The 19,085-nt window shown below is 74.8% G+C and carries 15 protein-coding genes; 6 read left to right on the top strand and 9 right to left on the bottom strand.

What is annotated here, in order from left to right:
* Positions 1-46: 46 nt before the first annotated feature.
* On the top strand, positions 47-943 hold the full coding sequence (locus tag ACRYR8_RS08675) for a LysR family transcriptional regulator (RefSeq protein ID WP_432483507.1): 897 nt from the start codon (positions 47-49) through the stop codon (positions 941-943).
* A 43-nt stretch (positions 944-986) separates the two neighbouring features.
* Positions 987-2,003: a hypothetical protein gene (locus ACRYR8_RS08670; RefSeq protein WP_432483505.1), complete on the top strand. Its 1,017-nt coding sequence runs from the start codon at positions 987-989 to the stop codon at positions 2,001-2,003.
* An 8-nt stretch (positions 2,004-2,011) separates the two neighbouring features.
* Here the strand turns inward: ACRYR8_RS08670 and ACRYR8_RS08665 are convergent, their stop codons facing one another.
* From ACRYR8_RS08665 to ACRYR8_RS08630, 8 genes are all read right to left on the bottom strand, one after another.
* Positions 2,012-3,427, bottom strand: a complete 1,416-nt coding sequence (locus tag ACRYR8_RS08665; RefSeq protein WP_432483503.1) for a hypothetical protein — start codon at positions 3,425-3,427, stop codon at positions 2,012-2,014.
* Between the two features lie 182 nt (positions 3,428-3,609).
* Positions 3,610-5,151, bottom strand: coding sequence for a xylulokinase (locus tag ACRYR8_RS08660; protein ID WP_432483501.1), 1,542 nt, complete (start codon positions 5,149-5,151; stop codon positions 3,610-3,612).
* Between the two features lie 116 nt (positions 5,152-5,267).
* Positions 5,268-6,272, bottom strand: coding sequence for a shikimate dehydrogenase family protein (locus tag ACRYR8_RS08655; RefSeq protein ID WP_432483499.1), 1,005 nt, complete (start codon positions 6,270-6,272; stop codon positions 5,268-5,270).
* A complete protein-coding gene (deoC, locus tag ACRYR8_RS08650; protein ID WP_432483497.1) occupies positions 6,269-7,000 on the bottom strand; it encodes a deoxyribose-phosphate aldolase in 732 nt (243 codons plus the stop codon). Before deoC ends, ACRYR8_RS08655 begins: the two co-directional genes overlap by 4 nt.
* Positions 6,993-7,601 carry a glucose-6-phosphate isomerase family protein gene (locus ACRYR8_RS08645; RefSeq protein ID WP_432483495.1) on the bottom strand — a complete coding sequence of 203 codons (609 nt, stop codon included), beginning with the start codon at positions 7,599-7,601 and terminating at the stop codon, positions 6,993-6,995. Before ACRYR8_RS08645 ends, deoC begins: the two co-directional genes overlap by 8 nt.
* Positions 7,602-7,764: 163 nt before the next feature.
* Positions 7,765-8,697 carry a phosphotriesterase family protein gene (locus ACRYR8_RS08640; protein ID WP_432483493.1) on the bottom strand — a complete coding sequence of 311 codons (933 nt, stop codon included), beginning with the start codon at positions 8,695-8,697 and terminating at the stop codon, positions 7,765-7,767.
* A gap of 44 nt (positions 8,698-8,741) precedes the next feature.
* Positions 8,742-9,764: an NAD(P)-dependent oxidoreductase gene (locus ACRYR8_RS08635; RefSeq protein WP_432483491.1), complete on the bottom strand. Its 1,023-nt coding sequence runs from the start codon at positions 9,762-9,764 to the stop codon at positions 8,742-8,744.
* A gap of 38 nt (positions 9,765-9,802) precedes the next feature.
* Complete coding sequence (locus tag ACRYR8_RS08630) at positions 9,803-10,762, bottom strand: MurR/RpiR family transcriptional regulator (RefSeq protein WP_432483565.1); 960 nt, start codon at positions 10,760-10,762, stop codon at positions 9,803-9,805.
* Between the two features lie 122 nt (positions 10,763-10,884).
* On the opposite strand from ACRYR8_RS08630, the gene ACRYR8_RS08625 reads away from it, so the two are divergent.
* Positions 10,885-11,643, top strand: a complete 759-nt coding sequence (locus ACRYR8_RS08625) for an SDR family NAD(P)-dependent oxidoreductase (RefSeq protein ID WP_432483489.1) — start codon at positions 10,885-10,887, stop codon at positions 11,641-11,643.
* Here the strand turns inward: ACRYR8_RS08625 and ACRYR8_RS08620 are convergent.
* Positions 11,628-14,228 carry a family 78 glycoside hydrolase catalytic domain gene (locus ACRYR8_RS08620; protein WP_432483487.1) on the bottom strand — a complete coding sequence of 867 codons (2,601 nt, stop codon included), beginning with the start codon at positions 14,226-14,228 and terminating at the stop codon, positions 11,628-11,630. The genes ACRYR8_RS08625 and ACRYR8_RS08620 overlap by 16 nt on opposite strands.
* 205 nt (positions 14,229-14,433) lie before the next feature.
* On the opposite strand from ACRYR8_RS08620, the gene ACRYR8_RS08615 reads away from it, so the two are divergent.
* The 3 genes from ACRYR8_RS08615 to ACRYR8_RS08605 are packed head-to-tail and all read left to right on the top strand — an operon-like array spanning position 14,434 to position 19,018.
* Positions 14,434-15,405 (top strand): carbohydrate ABC transporter permease, encoded by a 972-nt coding sequence (locus ACRYR8_RS08615; protein WP_432483485.1) that lies wholly within the window; start codon positions 14,434-14,436, stop codon positions 15,403-15,405.
* Positions 15,402-16,229, top strand: coding sequence for a carbohydrate ABC transporter permease (locus ACRYR8_RS08610; RefSeq protein WP_432483483.1), 828 nt, complete (start codon positions 15,402-15,404; stop codon positions 16,227-16,229). Before ACRYR8_RS08615 ends, ACRYR8_RS08610 begins: the two co-directional genes overlap by 4 nt.
* Positions 16,226-19,018: a glycoside hydrolase family 2 protein gene (locus tag ACRYR8_RS08605; protein WP_432483481.1), complete on the top strand. Its 2,793-nt coding sequence runs from the start codon at positions 16,226-16,228 to the stop codon at positions 19,016-19,018. Before ACRYR8_RS08610 ends, ACRYR8_RS08605 begins: the two co-directional genes overlap by 4 nt.
* Positions 19,019-19,085 lie beyond the last annotated feature (67 nt).

Here is a 19,085-nt window from a genome sequence, read left to right as displayed (position 1 = left end):
TGACTATCAGTCATCACGTGTCGTGATGAGCAGCGGGGAGGCCGTCGTGAGCGTCGTCCAGGGGCCGGTGCCGGGGTTCGACCCGGTGCAGCTGCGCTCCTTCCTCGCCCTGGCGCAGACGCACTCGTTCACCCAGGCCGCCGCACGGCTGGGGGTGCGCCAGTCCACGGTGAGCCAGCACGTGCGCAAGCTGGAGGTCGCGGCGGGCCGCACGCTGGTGCACCGCGACACGCACTCGGTGGCGCTGACCCCCGACGGGGAGGCGATGACCGGTTTCGCCCGGTCGATCCTCGCCGCGCACGAGAGCGCAGCGTCGTACTTCTCCGCCGAGCGCCCGCGCGGCCGGTTGCGCATCGGCATGTCCGACGACCTGGCGCTGACCCGGCTGCCGCAGATCCTGCGCGACTTCCGCGCGGAGAACCCGCGGGTGGACCTGGAGCTGAGGGTCGACCAGTCCGGGACCCTGCACCGCCGCCTGGAGAACGACCGCCTGGACATCTTCATCGGCAAGCACCCCCGCGGCTCGGGGGAGGGTCAGCTCGTCAAGCGGGAGCGGCTGGTGTGGGTGGGCAACCCCTCCACCCGCCTGGACCCGGCGCAACCGGTGCCGCTGGTCGTCTACCCCGCACCCACGCTCAGCGGCAGCGCCATGCAGGAGGCGCTGGAGAGGGCCGGGCTCGGCTACCGCAGCGCGTGCGTGTGCCGCGGGGTCAACGGCCTGATCGCCGCCGTCGCCGCGGGCATCGGCGTGTCGTGCCTGGCGAGCTCCCTGGTGCCGGTGCAGCTGACGCGGCTGGGCCCGCAGCACCGGCTGCCGGAGCTGGGGCAGATCGACCTGGTCCTGCTGACGAACCCCCGCACGGCCGACCGGCCGGCGTCGCGGGCGCTGGCGGCGGCGGTCCTGTCCAGCGGCCCGCGCGGCCTCAGCCCCTCGGCGCCGTGAGCGTCCCGCGCGGCCGCCGCGCGCGCCGACTACGGTCGGGCGGGTGTCCCGCCTCCGACGTGCCCTGACCCTGGACCCGGTGCGCAGCGAGAAGGCCGGGCGGCACCTGACCACGTTCGTGGTGACGGCGGTGTCCACCATCCTGCTGACGCGGCTGTTCCTCGCGCTGACGGGGTACCCGCAGATCGGCGGGGACACCGGCCTGCACGTGGCGCACGTCCTGCCCGGCGGGCTGCTCATGCTCGCCGCGGTGGCGGTGCAGCTCAGCTACGTGGGCCGGGCGCCGCGCCCCGTGGCGGCGCTGCTGGGCGGTGCGGGCTTCGGCCTGTTCATCGACGAGGTCGGCAAGTTCGTCACCGCCGACAACGACTACTTCTACGAGCCCGCCGTGGCGATCATGTACGTGGTGTTCGTGGCGCTCGTCGTGGGCTCGGGGCGGTGGCGCGCGCACCACCCCCTCGACGAGGACGAGGAGGTCGCCAACGCCGCGCACGTCCTCGTGGACGGCATCGCCGGCCACCTGCCGCGGCGGCGGCGCGAGGAGGTGCTGCGCACCCTGGAGCGCCTCGACGGGCACTTCGCCGCGCGGGAGCTGCACGGCCTGCTGTCGCGCGTGGAACCGTCCCCGACGGCGGTGCCGCACCGGCTGGAGAACCTGTGGGCGCGCGTCGGCGAGCTGTTCGACCGGCTGGCGACCACCCGGTGGGCGCTGCCGCTCATGGGTGCGTGCCTGCTGCTGCAGGCGGCGGGCGCCGCGCTCGTCGCCACGGGGCTGTGGGCCGAGCACGGCGGCGCAGGCGTCTCCTTCGTCGGCGTGCTCGCCGGGGGCGCGGTGGCGGTGGCGTTCGCGCTCACCGGGCTGGCGCGGGCCCCCCGCGCGGGGCGACGGGCGGCGGTGGAGTCGTTCGAGCGCTCGGCGCTGACCTCGCTGCTGGTGACGCAGGTGTTCCTGTTCGCCGCCTCTCAGTTCGCGGCGCTCGCGGGCCTGGCGGTCGCCCTGGTGCTGCTGGGGCTGGTGGAGGCCGACCTGGAACGGGTGCGCGCCCGCACCGGCGGCTGAGGCGCCGGTCAGCGCTCCCACAGCTCCACGCGCACCGCGCCGTGGTCGGCGGCGAACGTCGGCTCCCGCCCGGCGCGGGCGGGCTCCACCCACGAGGCGAACACCTCCTCCCAGGGGTCGTTCAGCACGAGCCCGACCAGCCACACCCGCTCGTGAGCGGCGAGCGCCGCGGCGCGCTCGCCGTCGGGCAGGTCGTCGCCGCCGATGGAGACGCTGACGTCGGTGTCGCGCGCCAGGAGCGCGTCGTCCAGGGGGGTGCCGGCGGGCAGGTAGTACCGCACGTGCGGGCGGGTGGTGTTGCCGAGGAAGACCACGGCGTCGCCGGGGCGGGCGCGCTCGGTGAGGACCGCGACGGCGGAGGGCACGTCGTCGGTGACGTAGGGGCGCTGGCGGGTCTGCACGAGGTGCGCGGCCTGCCCGAGGGCGATGGTGCCCGCCGCGAGCACGGCGACGGCCGCCCGCGCCGAGGGCGTGCGCAGCCGCCGCGACAGCGCACCGGCCCCGGCGCCGGCGAGCACGGCGAGGGCGGGTGCGGTGGCACCGGCGTACCGCGCGGCGAACAGCTGGCCGCCGGCCGCGGAGGCGACGAGGGCGGTCACGGGGGCCAGCGCCCAGGCGAGCACGAGCAGCAGGGCGGGCCGGTCGTGGCGCAGGTGCACCAGGCCCGCGGTGCACAGCACGGCGAGGGCCATGACGGCCAGGGCGCTGCCGGCGTACGCCGAGGACAGCCCGAGGGTGCGCTGCAGCAGCGGGAAGTCCTCGCCGATGCGGCCGGGGGCCTGGGTGAAGCCGACGGCGAGCATCGCCAGGGTCGCCGCCGCGGCGGGCAGCGACCCCAGCAGCACCCGGCGGCGGCGCGCGCGGCCGGGCCGCGCCAGCGCCACCGCGAGCAGGGCGGCCACCGCGGGGGCGCCGGTGATGACGTGCAGGGCCGCGGCGAGCACCGACCCGGCGACCCACAGGACGAGCCAGCGGCGCCGCCGCTCCTCCCGGTCGCGCAGCAGCCCGTACGCGGTGGCGGTCACGCACGCCAGCACCACCGGGTAGGGGCGCGCCTCCTGGCTGTGGTCGACCACCACGGGCGTCAGGGCGAACGCGGTGCCGGCGACGACCCCGGCGACGCCGTGGGCTCCCGCGGGCGCACCGGGGCGCAGCAGGCGGGCGGCGACCAGCCCAGCGAGGGCGGCGGTGAGCACGGTGGCGGCCGCCCCGGGCAGCCGCAGCCACGCCTCGTCCCGCGAGAGCAGCACCCACGGGTGCATCAGCGCGTACCAGGGGCCGAGGCCGGCGTCGGTGACGCGCAGGCCGCGCAGCATCACCGCCCAGCCGCGCTCGGCGGTGGCGAGGGTGTAGACCTCGTCGCGCCACAGGGGTTTGGCGTCGTAGCGCCAGGCGGTGACGGCGAGCGCCACGACGGCGGGCACGAGCCACGCCCACGGGCCGCCCCTCCCCCGGGAGGCCGGGCGGTCGCCACGGACCGCCTCCGCTCGTGCGCGCGTGCTGCCCGGCACCCGTCCTCCGCTCCTCGCGTCCACGGCGGCGACCGTCGCGGGAGCGCCGCCCCCGCAGCCAGTACCCGCCGCGGGTGCGCTCCAACCCGGCCGCGTCAGACCCGCCGCGCGAGGTGCGCCTCCCCCGCCCCGGCCCGGCCCGCCACCTCGGCCCCCGCCGGCGCGAGCGCGGCCACGGCCCGGGCGAACCGGGCCTCGACCTCCTCGTAGGTGGCCACGGCGGCCGGATCGGGCTCGATGCGCTCGACGACGGTGTGCGGGCGCTCCGCGTCGCGGAACGACCACGCGCCGAGCCCCGCGAAGGCGATGGTCGCCGCGCCCAGGGTCGCGGCCTGCTGGTCGACGCTGGTGCGCAGCAGCGGCACCGCGAGCACGTCGGCGTACACGCGGTTCCAGCCCCGGTGGCGTGCTCCCCCACCGGCCAGCAGCAGGTCGCCCCCGGTGCCGCTGAGGCTGCGCACGAGGTCGAGGCTGCGGCGCAGCGCGAAGGCGATGCCTTCCATCGCGGCGCGCGCCACGTCGGCGCGCCCGGTGGCCAGGGTGAGCCCGACGAGTGCTCCACGGGCGCTGGAACCGCCCTCCAGGGGCGTGCCGCCGGCCAGCATGGGCAGGAACAGGGTCCCGGAGGCACCGGCGGGTGCACCCGCGCCGAGGTCGAGGAACTGCTCGACCTCGAGGTCCGGGGCGACCGTCTCGCGCAGCCAGGCCAGGGCGGTGCCGCTGCTGAAGGTGGACAGGGCGCTGATGAACAACCCGGGCACGGCGTGCCGGAAGACGTAGGGGCGGGCGGCGACGTCGAGGACGGGACGCGGGGACGTGGTGGTGATCCAGCTGGAGGACCCCAGGGAGGCGTAGGTGCGTCCGGCGGTGGTGCCGAGGGACCCCAGGGCCATGCAGGCGTTGTCGACGGCTCCGGTGGCCACGGGGGTCCCGGCCGGCAGGCCGAGCGCCGACGCAGCCTCCCGGGTGAGCGTCCCGACCGGCTCGAAGGCCTCGCGGGGCTCGGGCAGCAGGGCGCGGTCCAGCCCCGCCGCCGCCAGCAGCTCGTCGTCGTAGCGACCACCGACCAGGTCGTAGGCACCGCTGCCGGACGCGTGGGAGTGGTCGGTGGCGACCTCACCGGTGAGCAGGAGGTTGACGTAGTCCTTGGCGCCGAGCAGGTGGCGCGTGCGCGACCACCGCTCGGGGTCCTCCCGGCGCAGGCAGCCGGCCTTGAACGACGGGTACAGCCCGGCGGGGAACCCGTTGCCGGTGCGCAGGTACCAGTCCTGCTCGGGCAGGTCGGTGAACACCTGCCGGGCGAAGGCCTCGCCGCGCGCGTCGGACCAGACGGGCGTGCTGGTGCTGAGCAGCTGGAGCCGGTGGTCCAGCTGGACCACCCCCAGGCTCTGCCCGGACAGGGCGACGGAGCGCACCCGGCGGGCGCGGGAGGGGTCGGCGCCGAGGAGGGTGCGGCTGGTGGAGACCACGGCCCGCCACCAGTCCGCCGGTCGCTGCTCGTCACGGCCCGGTGCGGGGTGGGTCGTCTCGTAGGCGGCGACGGCGTGGTCGGTGCAGGTCCCGTCCGCCGCCCACAACGCCGCCTTGCAGCTCCCGGTGCCGAGGTCGAACGCGAGCACCAGGTCCTGTTCGTCCATGCCGCCGGATCTCCTCACTGACGCTGCGGTGGGCCCGGTCCGCCACCGGCGACGCTACCCAGCGGGCGACCGCGCGGACAACGCTCCCGCGGCGCCGGGTGCGCCGGGGCCGGTCCTCAGGACGTCGGCGCCGGGGGTGCGGGCGGGGCACCGGGACGGTCGTCGCGGGCCAGGTCGCTGAGGACGTCGAACGCCGGGCCGCGCGTCGGGATGTCCACGTCGAAGACCTCGGCGATGACCCGCGTCCAGCCGTGGATGAAGTACTCCCAGCCGTCGTGGCAGCGGACCGCGCGCTCACCGGCCTGCCGGCGGGCCTGCCGCAGGAACTGCAGGTCACCCCGGTAGTTCAGGTCCCAGGCGACGGCGCGCTCGGGGAGGAGCGCGTGATCGCCGATCGGTGAACCCGGGCGGTCCTTGCCCAGGCCGGTGGCGTTGACGACCAGCGCGCCCGGCTCCAGCCCCTCGAGGAGCCGGTCGGTGTCGGAGGCGCTGCCGACCAGTTCACCGCGCAGGTCCACGCTGGTTCCCCACTGCCGGTGCAGGTCCAGCAGGTGGGCGAGCCTGCGGGGGTCGCGGTCGGTGACCGTGATGCGCTGCGGCCGGTCGTCCCCGGCCGCCGGCCGGGTGAGGTACCAGGTGATCGCCACGCTGGACCCCCCGGCCCCCATGACGAGGGCCGAGCGCCCCCGCTCGCGCCAGTACCCCGGGGGCAGGATCGCGTCGAGGGCGAGGCCGCTGGAGACGGGGTCCTTGGCGGAGGCCAGCAACCGCCCGCTGCGCTTGGAGAGGCAGCTCGTCTCGGCCATGAGACCGGCGAAGCGGTCGGTGACGTCGAACAGGTCGCGGCAGGCCCGGTACAGGTCCAGCTTGTGGGTGGTCACCAGGGCACCGCGGCTGAGGGGGTCGTCGCGGATGAACTCCACCACCCGCCGGTACTCCTGGTCCGGGGCGTGCAGCGGGAGGTCGACGCCGTTGAGCCCGGCCTCGTGCAGGCCGAGCGAGGCGGCCCAGCGCGGGAACACGCGCACGATGGAGGAGCTCCCGGTGGTGACGCCGATGAAGTGCAGCGTCGGGCCGGACGCCGGCGACAGCACCGGCCGGACGGGGGTGGTCGCGGTCACCGCGGTCCTCCGGAACCCCGGGCCGCGGCCGCGACGGCGACGGCGGTGGTGGCGTTCATGCCGAACCGGCCGGCTCCCGCGCGGACCATGGCGCGCACCGTCGTCAGGTCGCGCACCCCGCCCGCGGCCTTGACCGCGGCCCGTCCCCGCGCCCGGGCGGCGATCAACTCGACCTGGTCCACCGTGGTCGGCACACCGCTCCAGCCGGTTCCCGTCTTGATCCACGGGACACCGGCCTCCAGCGCGCAGTCGACGCCGGCGCGGACCTGGTCGTCGTCCAGGCGGCCGACCTCGAGGATGGCCCGCAGCGGGACCGCACCGCCGACGACCTCGGCGACGGCGCGCAGTTCGTCGGTGACGTAGCGCAGCTCCCCGCTGCGCAACCGGCCGACGGCGACGACGACGTCCAGCTCCCCGACGCCCGCGCGCAGCAGTTCCGCCGCCTCGGCGACCTTCGTCGCGGTGGTGGACCCACCGCTGGGGAAACCCACCGGGGAACCGACGAGGGTTCCCGACCCGTCGAGCAGCTCGTGCAGCACGGGGACCCAGCAGGGCAGCACGTGGGCGCTGACGAAACCGTGCTCGCGGGCCGCCGCGGCGAGGTGCTCCACGTCGGCGCGGGTGTGCTCGGCCTGCACGCAGCTGATGTCGACGTGCCGGGGGAGCTCGTCCAGGAACTCCTGCACGGGGTCTGCGACGGGTGCTGGCGCGACGGCGGGCTCAGCCACGGCGGTACCCCCGGTGGTCGGGGTTCGGCTCGCACACCCAGCCTCGTGGCGACTCCACCACGAGCTGGGCCATGCCACCGGCGCGCTCGATGATCCCGTAGTCCTGACCGGCGTCGGCCGGGTAGCAGAACAGGGTCTGCAGCGGTTCGGAGCCGGTGTTGACGCTGCGGTGGACCCACCCGCCGGGGACGTGCACGGCCCGCCCGGCGGACAGGGGCAGCGCCCTGCTGCGCCCGTCCAGCGAGTCCATGAGCAGGACGCCCTGCCCGGCGATGCCGAAGTACAGCTCGGCCGCCTCGGCGTGCTCGTGCAGGTGCCCGCGGGTCATCGCGAACTCCCGGCCGACGCGCCCCGGGCGCAGGACGCTGAGCCCGACGCTCAGGGCGCCGTCGCCGTGCTCGACGGTGCTGGTGTCCACCCAGTACACCGGTGAGCCGTCGTCGCGGGCCAGCCGCCGCCGGTAGGCCCCCTCGTCGCGGTACGCACCGGCGAGGTCGGCGAGCCGCTTCTCGTAGCGACGGCCCGTCCCCGCCATCGCACCGGTCACGACGTCGACGGTCAGCGCCGCCGGTTCGGCGAGGGTTCGTGCGTCTGCGCACATGGGGTCTCCTGAGGTCGCATGCCGTACGACGACGGCCCGATTACGTAGTGAAACTACAACGGTCGACGGAGAAGCCGCAACGCTTTCGTGCATCCGACGCTCATCGCCCCGAACCGAGACCCCGCTCGGTAGGAAGACTACGGAGCGGGGTCCGCGTCGCGGCTCACCGCACCCAGGTCAGCCAGCGCGCGGGGTTGTCCCGCAGCACGGCGTCCACGGCGGCGGCACCCACCGCCAGCTGCAGGCGGGGCACGAACCTCTCCCCCAGGTAGGCCAGCCCGGGCATGCCGCCGTACGCGACGTAGCGGCTGCGCCGGGCCACGTCCCCGCCGAGCAGCACCCGGGCACCCGCGCCCGCCTCGACCACCCGGGACAGGCAGTCCAGCAGGACGGAGTCCGGGTGGGTCCGGTGCCGCGCCGCCCCGTCGTAGCCCAGGTAGGCACCGCGCTCGGCCAGCGACACGTGCAGCCCCGGATCGGGGTTGCGGTCCACGTGCGCCAGCGCCACCCGCGCCGGCGCGACCCCCGCCGCCCCCAGGAGGTCGAGCACCTCGTGAGCGGCGCTGCCGTGCTCCAGGTGCACCACCACCGGCGCTCCCGTCCGCTCGTGCGCGGCGGCCACCGCTTCCACGACCCGGTGGGCGAAACCGTCGATGCGCCAGTAGTCGATGCCCACCTTCAGCACGCCGGCGCGCACCGCACCGGCCGGTTCCCCCGCCCCCTGCGCCCCGCCGTGCAGGTCCTCCGCCGCACCCTCCACCAGGTCGGTGGTGAACCTGCGCGCCAGCACCGCGCTCGGCGCCGCCGGCACCGGGTGCCCCGGGGGGTAGTGCGCGCTGCGGTGCGCACCCGTGGTCAGCACCACCGCGAGGCCGCTGGCCCGGCTGATGCGTGCCACACCCGGCGCATCGCGCCCCAGCCCGAGCGGCGTCGCGTCCACGACAGCCTCGAAACCGCTGCGGCGCAACAGCACCGCCTCGCGGCCGCTGAGCTCCTCGTCGTCCAGGTCCTCACCGGGCAGCAGCGGGCTGCGCTGGAAGAAGTGCTCGTGGTAGTCCACCCGGCCCAGGTCGCCCGCCGGGACGTCGCCCAGCACCGTTCGGACGGTCCCCGCGGCGTGCGCGGCGCCGGGAGGCCCCGTCACCTCGGCACGGCCCGGGCGGACTCGCGCACCCGGTGCTGCGGCTCGCCCCCGGCGAGCACGGCCAGCAGGTCGTCGGTGGCCGTGCGCCCCATGGCGTCGACGCTCTCGCGCGTCTGCGCCCCCAGGTGCGGGGTGACGACCACCCGGTCGGCCAGGTCCTCCGCCAGCAGGGGCGAACGCCGGGTCCCCGTCGCCTCCACGGCCAGCGTGTCGGCTGCGAAGGCGCTCAACCGCCCCGAGCGCAGCGACTCGGCAGCGGCCTGCTCGTCGACCAGGTCCGCACGGGCGGTGTTCACCAGCAGGAGGGGCCGTCGGCTGCGCTCCAGCCAGGAGCGGTCGACGAGGCACTGCCCGCCGGGAGCGTGCAGCGTGACCACGTCGGCCTCCACCGCCATGCGTTCCGTGCCGCAGGCGGTCACCGCGCCGAACACGGGGTCGTCGGGCGGCAGCCACGGGTCGTGGCCGAGCAGGCGGCAGCCGAAACCCCTCAGCAGCTGCGTCACGCCGCGGCCGACGCGCCCCAGGCCCACGACCCCCACCGTGAGGGCGGACAACTCCCGCCCCACCCGGGGGGACCAGTCCCCGGACCGCACCCGGCGGTCGGCGGCGGGCACACCGCGCAGCGCGGCCAGCAGCAGCGCGAGCGCGTGCTCCGCGACCGCTGCGGAGTTCGCGCCCGGGGTGTTGGTGACCACGACGCCGCGCGCCTGCGCGGCCGCCAGGTCGACCGCGTCGACCCCGACGCCGTACCGGGCCAGCACGCGCAGCGACGGTGCGGCGGCCAGGTGCTCAGCGGTCACCGGGCCGGTACCGGCGATCCAGCCGACGGCACGGGCGAGCAGGGGACGCAACTCCTCCAGCGAGTGCCGCGAACCAGCGCGCACCGGCCGGTACCCCTCCTGCCGCAGGCGCGCGAGCGGATCGAGAGCCCCGCTCCCGAAGGACCTGGCCGTCACGAGGACCACCGGGTCCTCGTCCTCATCCGGTGCGCGCGGGCCGTCGTGGACGGGGGACGTCATCGTCTGCCTCCTCGTTCCGTGGGGACCGGGACGGCCGCTCAGCGCGGGGCGGCCCCGTCGGTCACCGGGCCACCCGGCCCGGCCGTCTCGTCACGCCCGTCGAGGCGCTCGGGGGCGGTCCCCTCCGCTCCGTGGCGCATCCCGGCGAGCGCCGCCTTCATCCGGCGCACGGCGGTCTGCTGCTCCGGCGGGCGGCGCAGCGCCACTCCGGTCGCGAGGATGTCCACGACGACCAGCCCCGCCAGCCGGCTCGTGCTGGGCGTGTAGATGTCGGTGTCCTCGAAGGTGCGCGCGATCAGGGCGATGTCCGCCAGTCGCGACAGGGGGCTGGTGCGCCCGGTGAGCGAGACGACGGTCGAGCCGGCGCGGGCCGCCTCGCGGGCCACCGTGAGCGTCTGCTCGGTGTGGCCGGTGTTGGAGATCGCCACGGTCACGGTTCGCGGGCCGGCCATGGAGGCGGCGATGAACTGCTGGTGGAAGTCCACCGGCGCCTGGCAGGGGACCCCGAACAGCGGGAACTTCTGCTGGGCGTCCTGCGCGATGATCCCGCTGGCCCCGAAACCCACGAAGAGGATGTCACCGGCCCGCAGGATCGCCTGGACGGCCCGTTCCACGGCGTCCGGGTCCAGCGTCCGGCGCGCCCGGTCCAGGCTGGTGATGGTGTGGTCGAACAGCTTCTCGGTCAGGTCGGCGCTGCTGTCCCCGGCCCGGATGGACGAGTGGGTGATGGGCAGTCCCAGGGCCAGGGTCTGCGCCAACTCGATCTTGAAGTCCTGGAAGCTGTCGCAGCCGATGGACACGCAGAAACGCACCACCGTGGGTTCGCTGACCTGAGCGGTCTCGGCGAGGCCCGCCATCGTCAGCCCCAGCGCCGCGTCGGGGGCGGTGAGCACGACGTCGGCGACCTTGCGCTCGGACTTGCGCAGGGTCGGCAGTTCCCTGGTGATCCGCTCCAGGAGCGTGTCGGTCGCCTCGTCGGCCCCCGGGGACTGCTGCAAGGGGCTCTCCGGGGCGGTGGCGCTGCCCGGGAGCGCAGCGTTCGTGACGGTCACGGCCCCTCCTCATCGCGGTCCTGTTCTTGTAGTATCACTACAGAACTCTACCGACGCAAGGAGGCGCTGTGTACCGGGACCGGCTGGAACTGTCCGGGAGGGTCGCGGTGGTGACCGGGGGCGCGCGGGGCATCGGGCTCGCCGTGGTGACGGCGCTGCACGAGATGGGGTGTGCCGTGGTCGTCGCGGACGTCCTCGACGAGGCGGGGGAACGGAGCGCCGCGTCCTTCCGCTCCGGCCCTGCGGTCTCCTACCGGCACCTCGACGTTACCGACGCGGCCGCGGTCGCGGGTTTCTTCTCCGGAGTGGCCGCCGAGCACGGCCGGCTCGACGTGCTCGTGACGTCCGCCGGCATCGCGAACCACCAGCCGTCGCTGCAACTGCCGCGCGAGGCCTGGGAACGGGTCCTCGCGGTCAACGCCACCGGGACCTTCTGGTGCGCGCGCGAAGCGCTGCGGCACATGCGCAGCGGTGCGTCCGTCGTGGCGATCGGATCGATGTCCGGGGAGATCGCGAACGCGCCGCAGCGGCAGGCTGCGTACAACGCGTCCAAGGGAGCGGTCCACCTCGCGGTGAAATCCCTGGCCGTCGAGTTCGCGGGCACGGGGATCCGCGTCAACGCCGTCGCTCCGGGGTACGTGGGCACGGAACTCACCCGGGAGGGGATCGACCCCGAGTGGCTCGCCGAGTGGGAACGCCGCACGCCCCTGGCGCGGCTGGCGCGTCCCGAGGAGGTCGCGTCGGTCGTGGCGTTCCTGGCCTCGGACGCCGCCTCCTACGTCACCGGCTCCGTCGTGGCCGTGGACGGCGGCTACACCGCCTGGTGAGGCGCTCCACCCGCCGGCACCGCCGCCGCGGGCACGCGCGCCCGCACCCGGTGACGACCCGCGGGCAGGTCCTCGCGGACGTCACCGAGCACGAGCAGCGCCGTCGCCCCCGCGGGCACCTCGACCTCGGCCCGCACGTCGTCGCCGTCGCGCTCCCAGGACACCGACACCGGGCCGCGCGGGGTCAGGACGCGACCGCGCGCCCACGTCAGCGCCAGCGGCGCCGGTCGCACCAGCGCACGGCGCCACCCCGGGCTCAGCGGCCGCAGGCCGGCCACGTGGTGGAACAGCCAGTCGTCCAGGGTGCCCAGGAAGTAGTGCCCCCGCGAGCGCGACTCCGGCTTCCAGTGCTCCCACAGCGACGTGGCCCCCTGCTCGAGCCAGAAACCCCAGCTGGGGAACGTGGTCTGCTCCGCGAGGGCCAGCGCCAGCGCTGGGTGGCCGTGGCGGGTGAGGACCGGCAGCAGCCACTTGGTGGCCAGCGCGCCCGTGTCCAGGTGGACCCGCCTGCGCAGGACGTCGGCCGCCAGCCCGGCGACGACGCGGTCGGCGAGCCCGCCGCCCACCAGTCCCAGCGCCACCGCGAGGACGGCGTGCGACTGGCGGTGACCGTCCTCGCCGGCCCCGCGCACGACGCCCGCGACGGGGTCGACGAAGGCGCGGTGGAACGCCCGGCGCACGGCTGCGGCCGCGCTGCGCCACTCGGCCGCCGGGCGGCCCACCACGGGGGCGGCGCGCGCCAGGGTGTCCAGGACCGCGAAGAGGAAGGCGGTGGCGCTGACGCGCAGGTCCTCGTCCGGGTTGCCGCCGCCGGCGTCGGTGCCGGGTGCCACCCAGTCCCCCAGCGTGGTGCTCGCGATGCCCCCGGGTGAGCGCGCGAGCTCGGCGCGCGCGTACGCGGTCATCGCCTCCCAGTTCCCGCGCAGGACGCGGGTGTCCCCGGTGGCCTCGTGGATCCACCAGGGGACCAGCACGAGCGCCGCGTGCCAGGGCGGCGCCGGTGACCAGTCCACGGACCAGCCGCCGTGCGGGGCGATGACCTGCGGCACGGCGCCCCCGTGGCGGGAGTCGGCGATGTCGGTGACCCACTTCGCCAGCAGCTCGTGGGCGTCGAGGTTGAGCAGCATGAGCTGGGCGCCGAGCATGCCGTCCCCCGTCCACCCGTTCTTCTCGTACTGCGGGGTGTCGGTGGGGATGCCGTGCAGGTTGTTCAGGACCGTGTCCACGGTCAGCTCGTGCAGGCGGGTGAGCAGCGGGCTGGAGCAGGCGAAGTCCCCGGTGCGCGCCACGAGCGTGCGCACGACCTCGGCGTGGACCTCCGGCCGCTCGTCGGCGCGGGCGGCCACGTGCTGGAACCCCTGGTAGGTGAAGCGCGGGTGCCAGGAGAGGGGGTCGCCGTCGAGCAGCAGCTCGTGGCGCTGGAAGCGCCCGGCGTAGTACCCCTTCTCGTCCCGGACGTCGGGCACCCCGTCCGGGCCCAGCCGCTCCGCGTGCTCCAGCACCACGCACCGCCCCGCCGCGCCCCGCGCCCGGACCCGGACGCGGCCGGCGACGACGCGCGGGAAGCTGAACACCCACGTCCCCGGCGACACCTCGCGCACCCGTTCGGGCGGCAGGACCTCGGCCACGCCGATGGGCTGCTGGCGCTGGTGGACGAGGCGCCCGCGCGGGCCCGCGGCCACCCGGGCGGGCAGCCAGCCCGAGTCGTCGTGACCCGGCGCCCAGCAGCCGGGGCGTTCCGCCCGCGCGTCGTACGTCTCGCCGCCGTACAGGTCGTCGTAGCCGGTGGGTCCTGCGGTGGTGCGCCAGTTCTCGCCGGTCCCCACCACGCGGCGCCCTCCGGGGCCGTCGAGCACGAGCAGCAGCCGCAGGCACGGCTCGTCGTGCCAGGGCGCGGTGTGCCACTCCCACGTGTTGGCGGCGGCCATCCCGTAGAAGCCGCGCCCCAGTTCCGCGCCGAGCGCGTGCCTGCCGGGCCGGACGAGATCGCGGACGTCGCTGACGGTGTACTGCACGCGCTCGTCGTAGTCGGTGAAGCCCGGGCTGAGCTCGGACGGCTCCACGAGGGTGCCGTCGAGGTGGGTGCGCGCGTAGCCGCCCGCGGCGACCACGAGCCACGCCGCGCTCGGCGGGTGGTCGACGGTGAACTCGTGGCGCAGGAACGGTGCGGCACGCCCGTGCCCACCGATCCACCGGCTGGGCTCCCAGTCCTGCGGGTGCAGCACGCCCGTCACGAAGCTGGAGACCGCCGTGAGCTCGCCGCGGTCGGTGCCGACCCGCAGCGTCCACCGGTAGCGGGTCAGGGAGCGCAGCGGCGGGAGCGGGAGCTCGACGTCCACGCAGTCGTCGCCGGGCACGGCGCCGCTGTCGTGCACGAGCGCCCCGCCGCTGTGCAGCAGGATGCGCCAGGACCGCTGCCGCGGCGGCCGGTCCCCGGCCTCCAGCGACCAGCCGAAGCGCGGGGCAACGTCCACGCCGATCGGCTCGTGCCGGTGCTCCACCCTCAGCCGGGTGGCGCGGGCGTCCACCGGTGCCTCCGCGTGGAGCACGGGGCGTTCGGCGCGCCCGGGTGAGGTGGGGGTCATGGACAGGCACCGTAGCCAGCACGCCCCCTCGAGAGGTAGTAGGACTAGCACTTCGAGTCGCACGACTCACCCCGGGAGAGTCGTGTCGGCGCAGACCCTGGCGCTGAACCCGCTGATGTGTAGCATTGCTACCGGCATGGCCGCCGCGGCTTCACGGGGTCGCCGTGCGACCGCTGTCGACGACGATGGACCAGGAGGCCGGGACATGGCCGCAGACGTGCACCCGCCGAAGCTGGCCGGCGGGCAGGAACTCACCCCCGCCCGTCCCCGGGGCAGATCGCGCTGGCCCCGGCACGGTTCCGCCACCGCGTTCTGGCTCGCGGTCGCCCCGGCCGTCGCCGTCTTCGGCGTCTTCACGGTGTGGCCGATGCTGCAGGTGGTCGGCGCCAGCTTCACGAACTCCCGCGGGTTCGCGGGGACGGTCGACTTCACCGGGCTGGAGAACTACCGCACGATCTTCAGCGCCGACCCGACTCTGGTGAAGGCGGTGACGAACACGGCCGTCTACGCCTTCTTCAAGATCGTCGTCCAGACCGTCGCGGCGTTCCTCATCGCCGTCCTGCTGCACCGCCGCCTCCTGCTCGGCAACGCCTACCGGGCGATCTTCTTCGCGCCGATGGTCATCAGCCCCGTCGCGATCGTCTTCACGTGGAGCTTCATGTACGACCCCACCACGGGAACGATCAACCAGTTGCTGGCCGGTCTCGGGCTGGGCTTCCTGCAGCAGGACTGGCTGGGCGACTACGACCTCGCGCTCTACAGCGTCATCCTCGTGGACCTGTGGAGCGGGCTGGGGTTCAGCGTCGTCATCTTCCTGGCCGGCCTGAGCACCATCCCCGCGGAGATCCTGGAGGCGGCCCGCGTCGACGGGGCGCGGGCGTGGGGCACCGTGCGGCACATCACCCTCCCCCTCATGGCACCCACCATCGGCCTGGTGCTCGTGCTCGCGGTCAACGGCGCGCTGCGCGCCTTCGACACCGTCTACCTCATGACTCGAGGCGGCCCGGGGAACCAGACCCAGCTGTTCATGACGCAGGTCTTCTTCGAAGGGCTGGTGAAGAACAACTTCGGTTACGCGTCGGCGATGGCGGTCCTCGTCATCGTGCTGCTCGTCGGCATCGCCACCACTCAGAACAAGCTGAACCGCAGGATGGACGAGAGGATGGGGAACCGATGACGTGGTACCGCCTGACCAGGAACCTTCCGGTCAACGCCGTCCTGCTGGCCCTGTCCCTGCTGATGGTCTACCCGCTGGTCATCGTCGCGATCACCGCCTTCAAGACGAACGAGGAGGTCCTGCAGAACCCCACCGGGCTCCCGAACGCACCGACCCTCGAGAACTTCACCACCTCCTGGCGTGAAGCCGGGTTCAGCAACCTCTTCCTCAACTCCATCCTGCTGACCGTGACGAGCATGGTCATCGCCACGCTGGTGGCCGCCCTGGCCGCGTACGCGGTCGTCCGCCGGGCGACCCGGGTCGGTTCGGGTGTCTACCTGGTCCTGGCCGCCGGGATCTTCCTGCCCATGCAGCTGGCCCTGGTGCCGCAGTTCCGCGTGGTGCGTGAGCTCGGGCTGATCAACAGCTACGCCGGCGTCATCCTCCTCTACACCGCCGGCGCCATCCCCTTCGGCGTGTTCCTCATGGCCGCCTTCATGCGGCAGGTCCCCAAGGAGATCGTCGAGGCGGCGATCGTGGACGGCGTGGGCTACTTCCAGCTGTTCCGCTCGATCTTCCTCCCCCTGGCCCGCCCCGCCGTCGCCTCCTTCTGGGTCCTGCACGGCGTCGGCGTCTGGAACGACTACCTCGTCCCCCAGCTCATCCTGACCGATCCCGCCAAGCGGACCCTGACGACCGGGGTGCTGTACTTCAAGCAGCAGTACCTGGCGGACTGGGGGAACATCATGGCCGCCGTGGTCATCATGAGCCTGCCGGTGCTCGTGCTCTTCGTCCTGGCCCAGAAGCACTTCATCAGCGGCCTGTACGCCGGTGCCGTCAAGTGAGCACGGCGGGCGCGGAACCACCGCAGGACAGCCTGGACGAGGTCGAGCTGCGGCGGTGGCGCACGGCGCTCCTCGCCGGTGACGACGCGGTCGAGGCCGATCTCGCGGTCCCGCCCCGGCCGGTGAGCACAGTCGCGGCCGACCGGGCCCTCCCCGGGGCCACGGCGCCCGAGGTCAGCCTGGACGGGGAGTGGCTGCTGGCCGGAACCCCGCCCGCCCGGCAGTTCTCGATCGACGTGTGGACCGGGACGGCACCGCGGGGCCCGGGCGCACCGGCCCCCGTCACCTGGTTCCGGGAGGACACCGACCGCTCGGCGTGGGTGCGCGCCACCGTGCCGGGGACCGTCCAGGGCGCCCTGGTGGCCGCGGGCCTGATGGCCGACCCCCTCACCGGCTCGGCGGTGCACGACGAGCTGGTGGAGCACGGGCAGCCGCGGGAGTGGCCGTGGCACTTCCGGCGCACCCGGGTGGAGCAGCAGGAGTGGTGGTACGCGCGCCGCTTCACCGTGCCGGAGAACCTGCGCGGGCGGCGCCTGCGCCTGGTCTTCGACGGCGTCGACCACGAGGCCAGCGTCTACCTCAACGGGCAGCTGCTGCGCCGGCACGCCGGCGCCTACGGCGGCCCGGACGTGGACGTGACCGAGGCGCTGCGCGGGGACGGCGAGAACGAGCTGGTGGTGCGCGTCTCCCCCCCTCCCCGCGACTGGCACGGCGTCCTGAAGGCCTCCCCCGGCTGGGGCTGGCACTACGGGCACCTCATCCCCGTGGGGATCTGGCGGTCGGTGCGGCTGAGAGCCGTGCCCGACGTCGAACCGGCGCACCTGTTCGTGCGCACCACCGCCCTGGACGACGGCCGCGCGCGCGTGCGGGTCGAGGCCGACCTGCACGCGCACACCGCTGCCCGCGGCGCAGTGCCGTTGCAGGTGCTGCTGCGCCGCCCCGACGGGGGCGTGGACCAGGTGCGCCGCGCAGCGGTGGACCTGCCGGCGGGCCTGACGAGGATCGCCGTGGACCTCGACGTGCACGACCCCGCGCTGTGGTGGCCGCACGGCTACGGCGAGCAGCCCCTGCACCGGATGGAGCTGACCGTGGAGGGCACCACCGTCGAGACGTCCTTCGGCATCCGCACCGTGTCCACCGAGGCCCTGCCCGAGTGGAGCTCGCCGGAGTTCTACCGGTGGCGCTTCGTCGTCAACGGCAGGCCGCTCTTCCTGAAGGGGGCCAACTGGTGCTGGACGGACCCGCTCGCCCGTGAGCCGTTCGACCTCGACGCGCACCTGCTGGACCTGACCGTCCGGGCGAACCTGCAGCTGCTGCGCGCCTGGGGCGGTGGCATCGTCGAGCGCGACGAGTTCTACGACGAGTGCGACCGGCTGGGGGTCCTGGTCTGGCAGGAGTTCCCCCTCTGCTTCGGCCTGCCCGACGCGACCGGCACCGACCTGCGCGTCCTGGACGACCAGGTGCCGCGCATCGTGCGCCGGTTGCGCAACCACCCCTGCCTGCTGCTGTGGGGCGGTGGCAACGAGAACCCGGAGCCCGTCGCGGGCGACGACCCGATGCTGCTGGTGGGGCGCCGGGTCACCCAGCTCGACCCCTCGCGCCCGCACCACCGCACCGACCCCTGGGGCGGCAGCCGGCACAACTACCGCGTCTACCACGAGGGCGAGCCGATCGACACGGGGTACCGGGCGGTGGACGCCCCCGTCCTCGGCGAGTACGGCCTGTCCAGCCAGTGCGACCTGGGGAGCATGCGCCGCTTCGTGCCCCCGGAACTCCTGGACGTGTGGCCGCCGCCGCCCCACGGCGCGATCCTGCAGCACCAGGCGCAGTTCTCCCTGGTGGACCTGGTCAAGCAGCTGCGCTACGCCGACTACGGTCCGGTCCGCGGCTGGGAGCAGATGGTCGAGTACAGCCAGCTCGCCCAGGGCGAGGCCCTGCGCTACGCCTCCGAGCTGGTCCGGGCGGGCAGCGGGACGCGCACGAGCGCCTACGTCCTCTACAAGGTCGGTGAGGTCTTCCCCGGCGCCTCCTGGTCGATCGTCGACTTCTACGGCGTGCCGAAGCGGTCGTACTACCGCATCGCGCAGTTCAGCAGGGCGGTGTGCGGGTTCGCGACTCCCGAGCACCTCGAGTGGCCGCCCGGATCCGTGTTCACGGCCGCCGTGCACGTCGCCAACGACACCCCGCACGACGCGCGGGCCCTTCGGCTGACCGCCACGGTCTTCGACGCGCACCTGCGGCCCGTCGCCTCGCGGCACGCCGTGCTGGACGTGGCCGCCGACGGCCGCGAGCAGCCCTTCGACGTCCGGGCCGAAGGTGTCACCGCGGACGTCTTCCTCCTCGCGGTGCGGCTCACCGGCGCCGGCGGGGAGCTGCTGTCGGACCAGTGGTACTGGTTCAACGCCCACCCGAAGAACACCTCGGTCCAGGACCTGGAGGCCCGGCCCGTGGACGACCTGTGGAACGAGCCGACGGAGCCGATGTTCGGCGCCTACGCCGAGGACCGGCGGGCACCGCTGCTGGAGCTGCCGCGCACCGCGCTGCGGGCCGAGCTGACCCGCGGGGAACTCGTGGTCCACAACACCGGTGCGGTCCCGGCCGTCAACGTGCTCGTCGACGGTTTCCCGCACGGGCCGGGGGCGTGGCTGGGCGACGACTCCGTCGGCCTCCTGCCCGGCGAGCGGCGCGGCATCCCCGTGCGCCTGCCCGGTGCGTGGCGCGGTGAGCTGCTGGTGCGGGCCTGGAACGCCGACCCCGTGGGTGCCGCGCTCCGGGACGGCGGGCTCTGACGCAGCGGCCCCCGCACCGTCCTCGGTGCGGGGGCCGCTGCCGGGTCACTCCCGGGTCGCTTCCGGA

It is taken from the genome of Kineococcus esterisolvens, assembly GCF_050871405.1.
Lineage (GTDB): Bacteria > Actinomycetota > Actinomycetes > Actinomycetales > Kineococcaceae > Kineococcus.
This window is presented reverse-complemented; position numbering and strand designations above follow the sequence as displayed.

Bases quoted from the DNA above. Each gene is read 5' to 3' on its own strand.
- ACRYR8_RS08645 (WP_432483495.1), bottom strand. From the start codon at position 7,601: ATGTGCGCAGACGCACGAACCCTCGCCGAACCGGCGGCGCTGACCGTC.
- ACRYR8_RS08610 (WP_432483483.1), top strand. From the start codon at position 15,402: ATGACGTGGTACCGCCTGACCAGGAACCTTCCGGTCAACGCCGTCCTG.
- ACRYR8_RS08660 (WP_432483501.1), bottom strand. From the start codon at position 5,151: ATGGACGAACAGGACCTGGTGCTCGCGTTCGACCTCGGCACCGGGAGC.
- ACRYR8_RS08615 (WP_432483485.1), top strand. From the start codon at position 14,434: ATGGCCGCAGACGTGCACCCGCCGAAGCTGGCCGGCGGGCAGGAACTC.
- ACRYR8_RS08620 (WP_432483487.1), bottom strand. From the start codon at position 14,228: ATGACCCCCACCTCACCCGGGCGCGCCGAACGCCCCGTGCTCCACGCG.
- ACRYR8_RS08635 (WP_432483491.1), bottom strand. From the start codon at position 9,764: ATGACGTCCCCCGTCCACGACGGCCCGCGCGCACCGGATGAGGACGAG.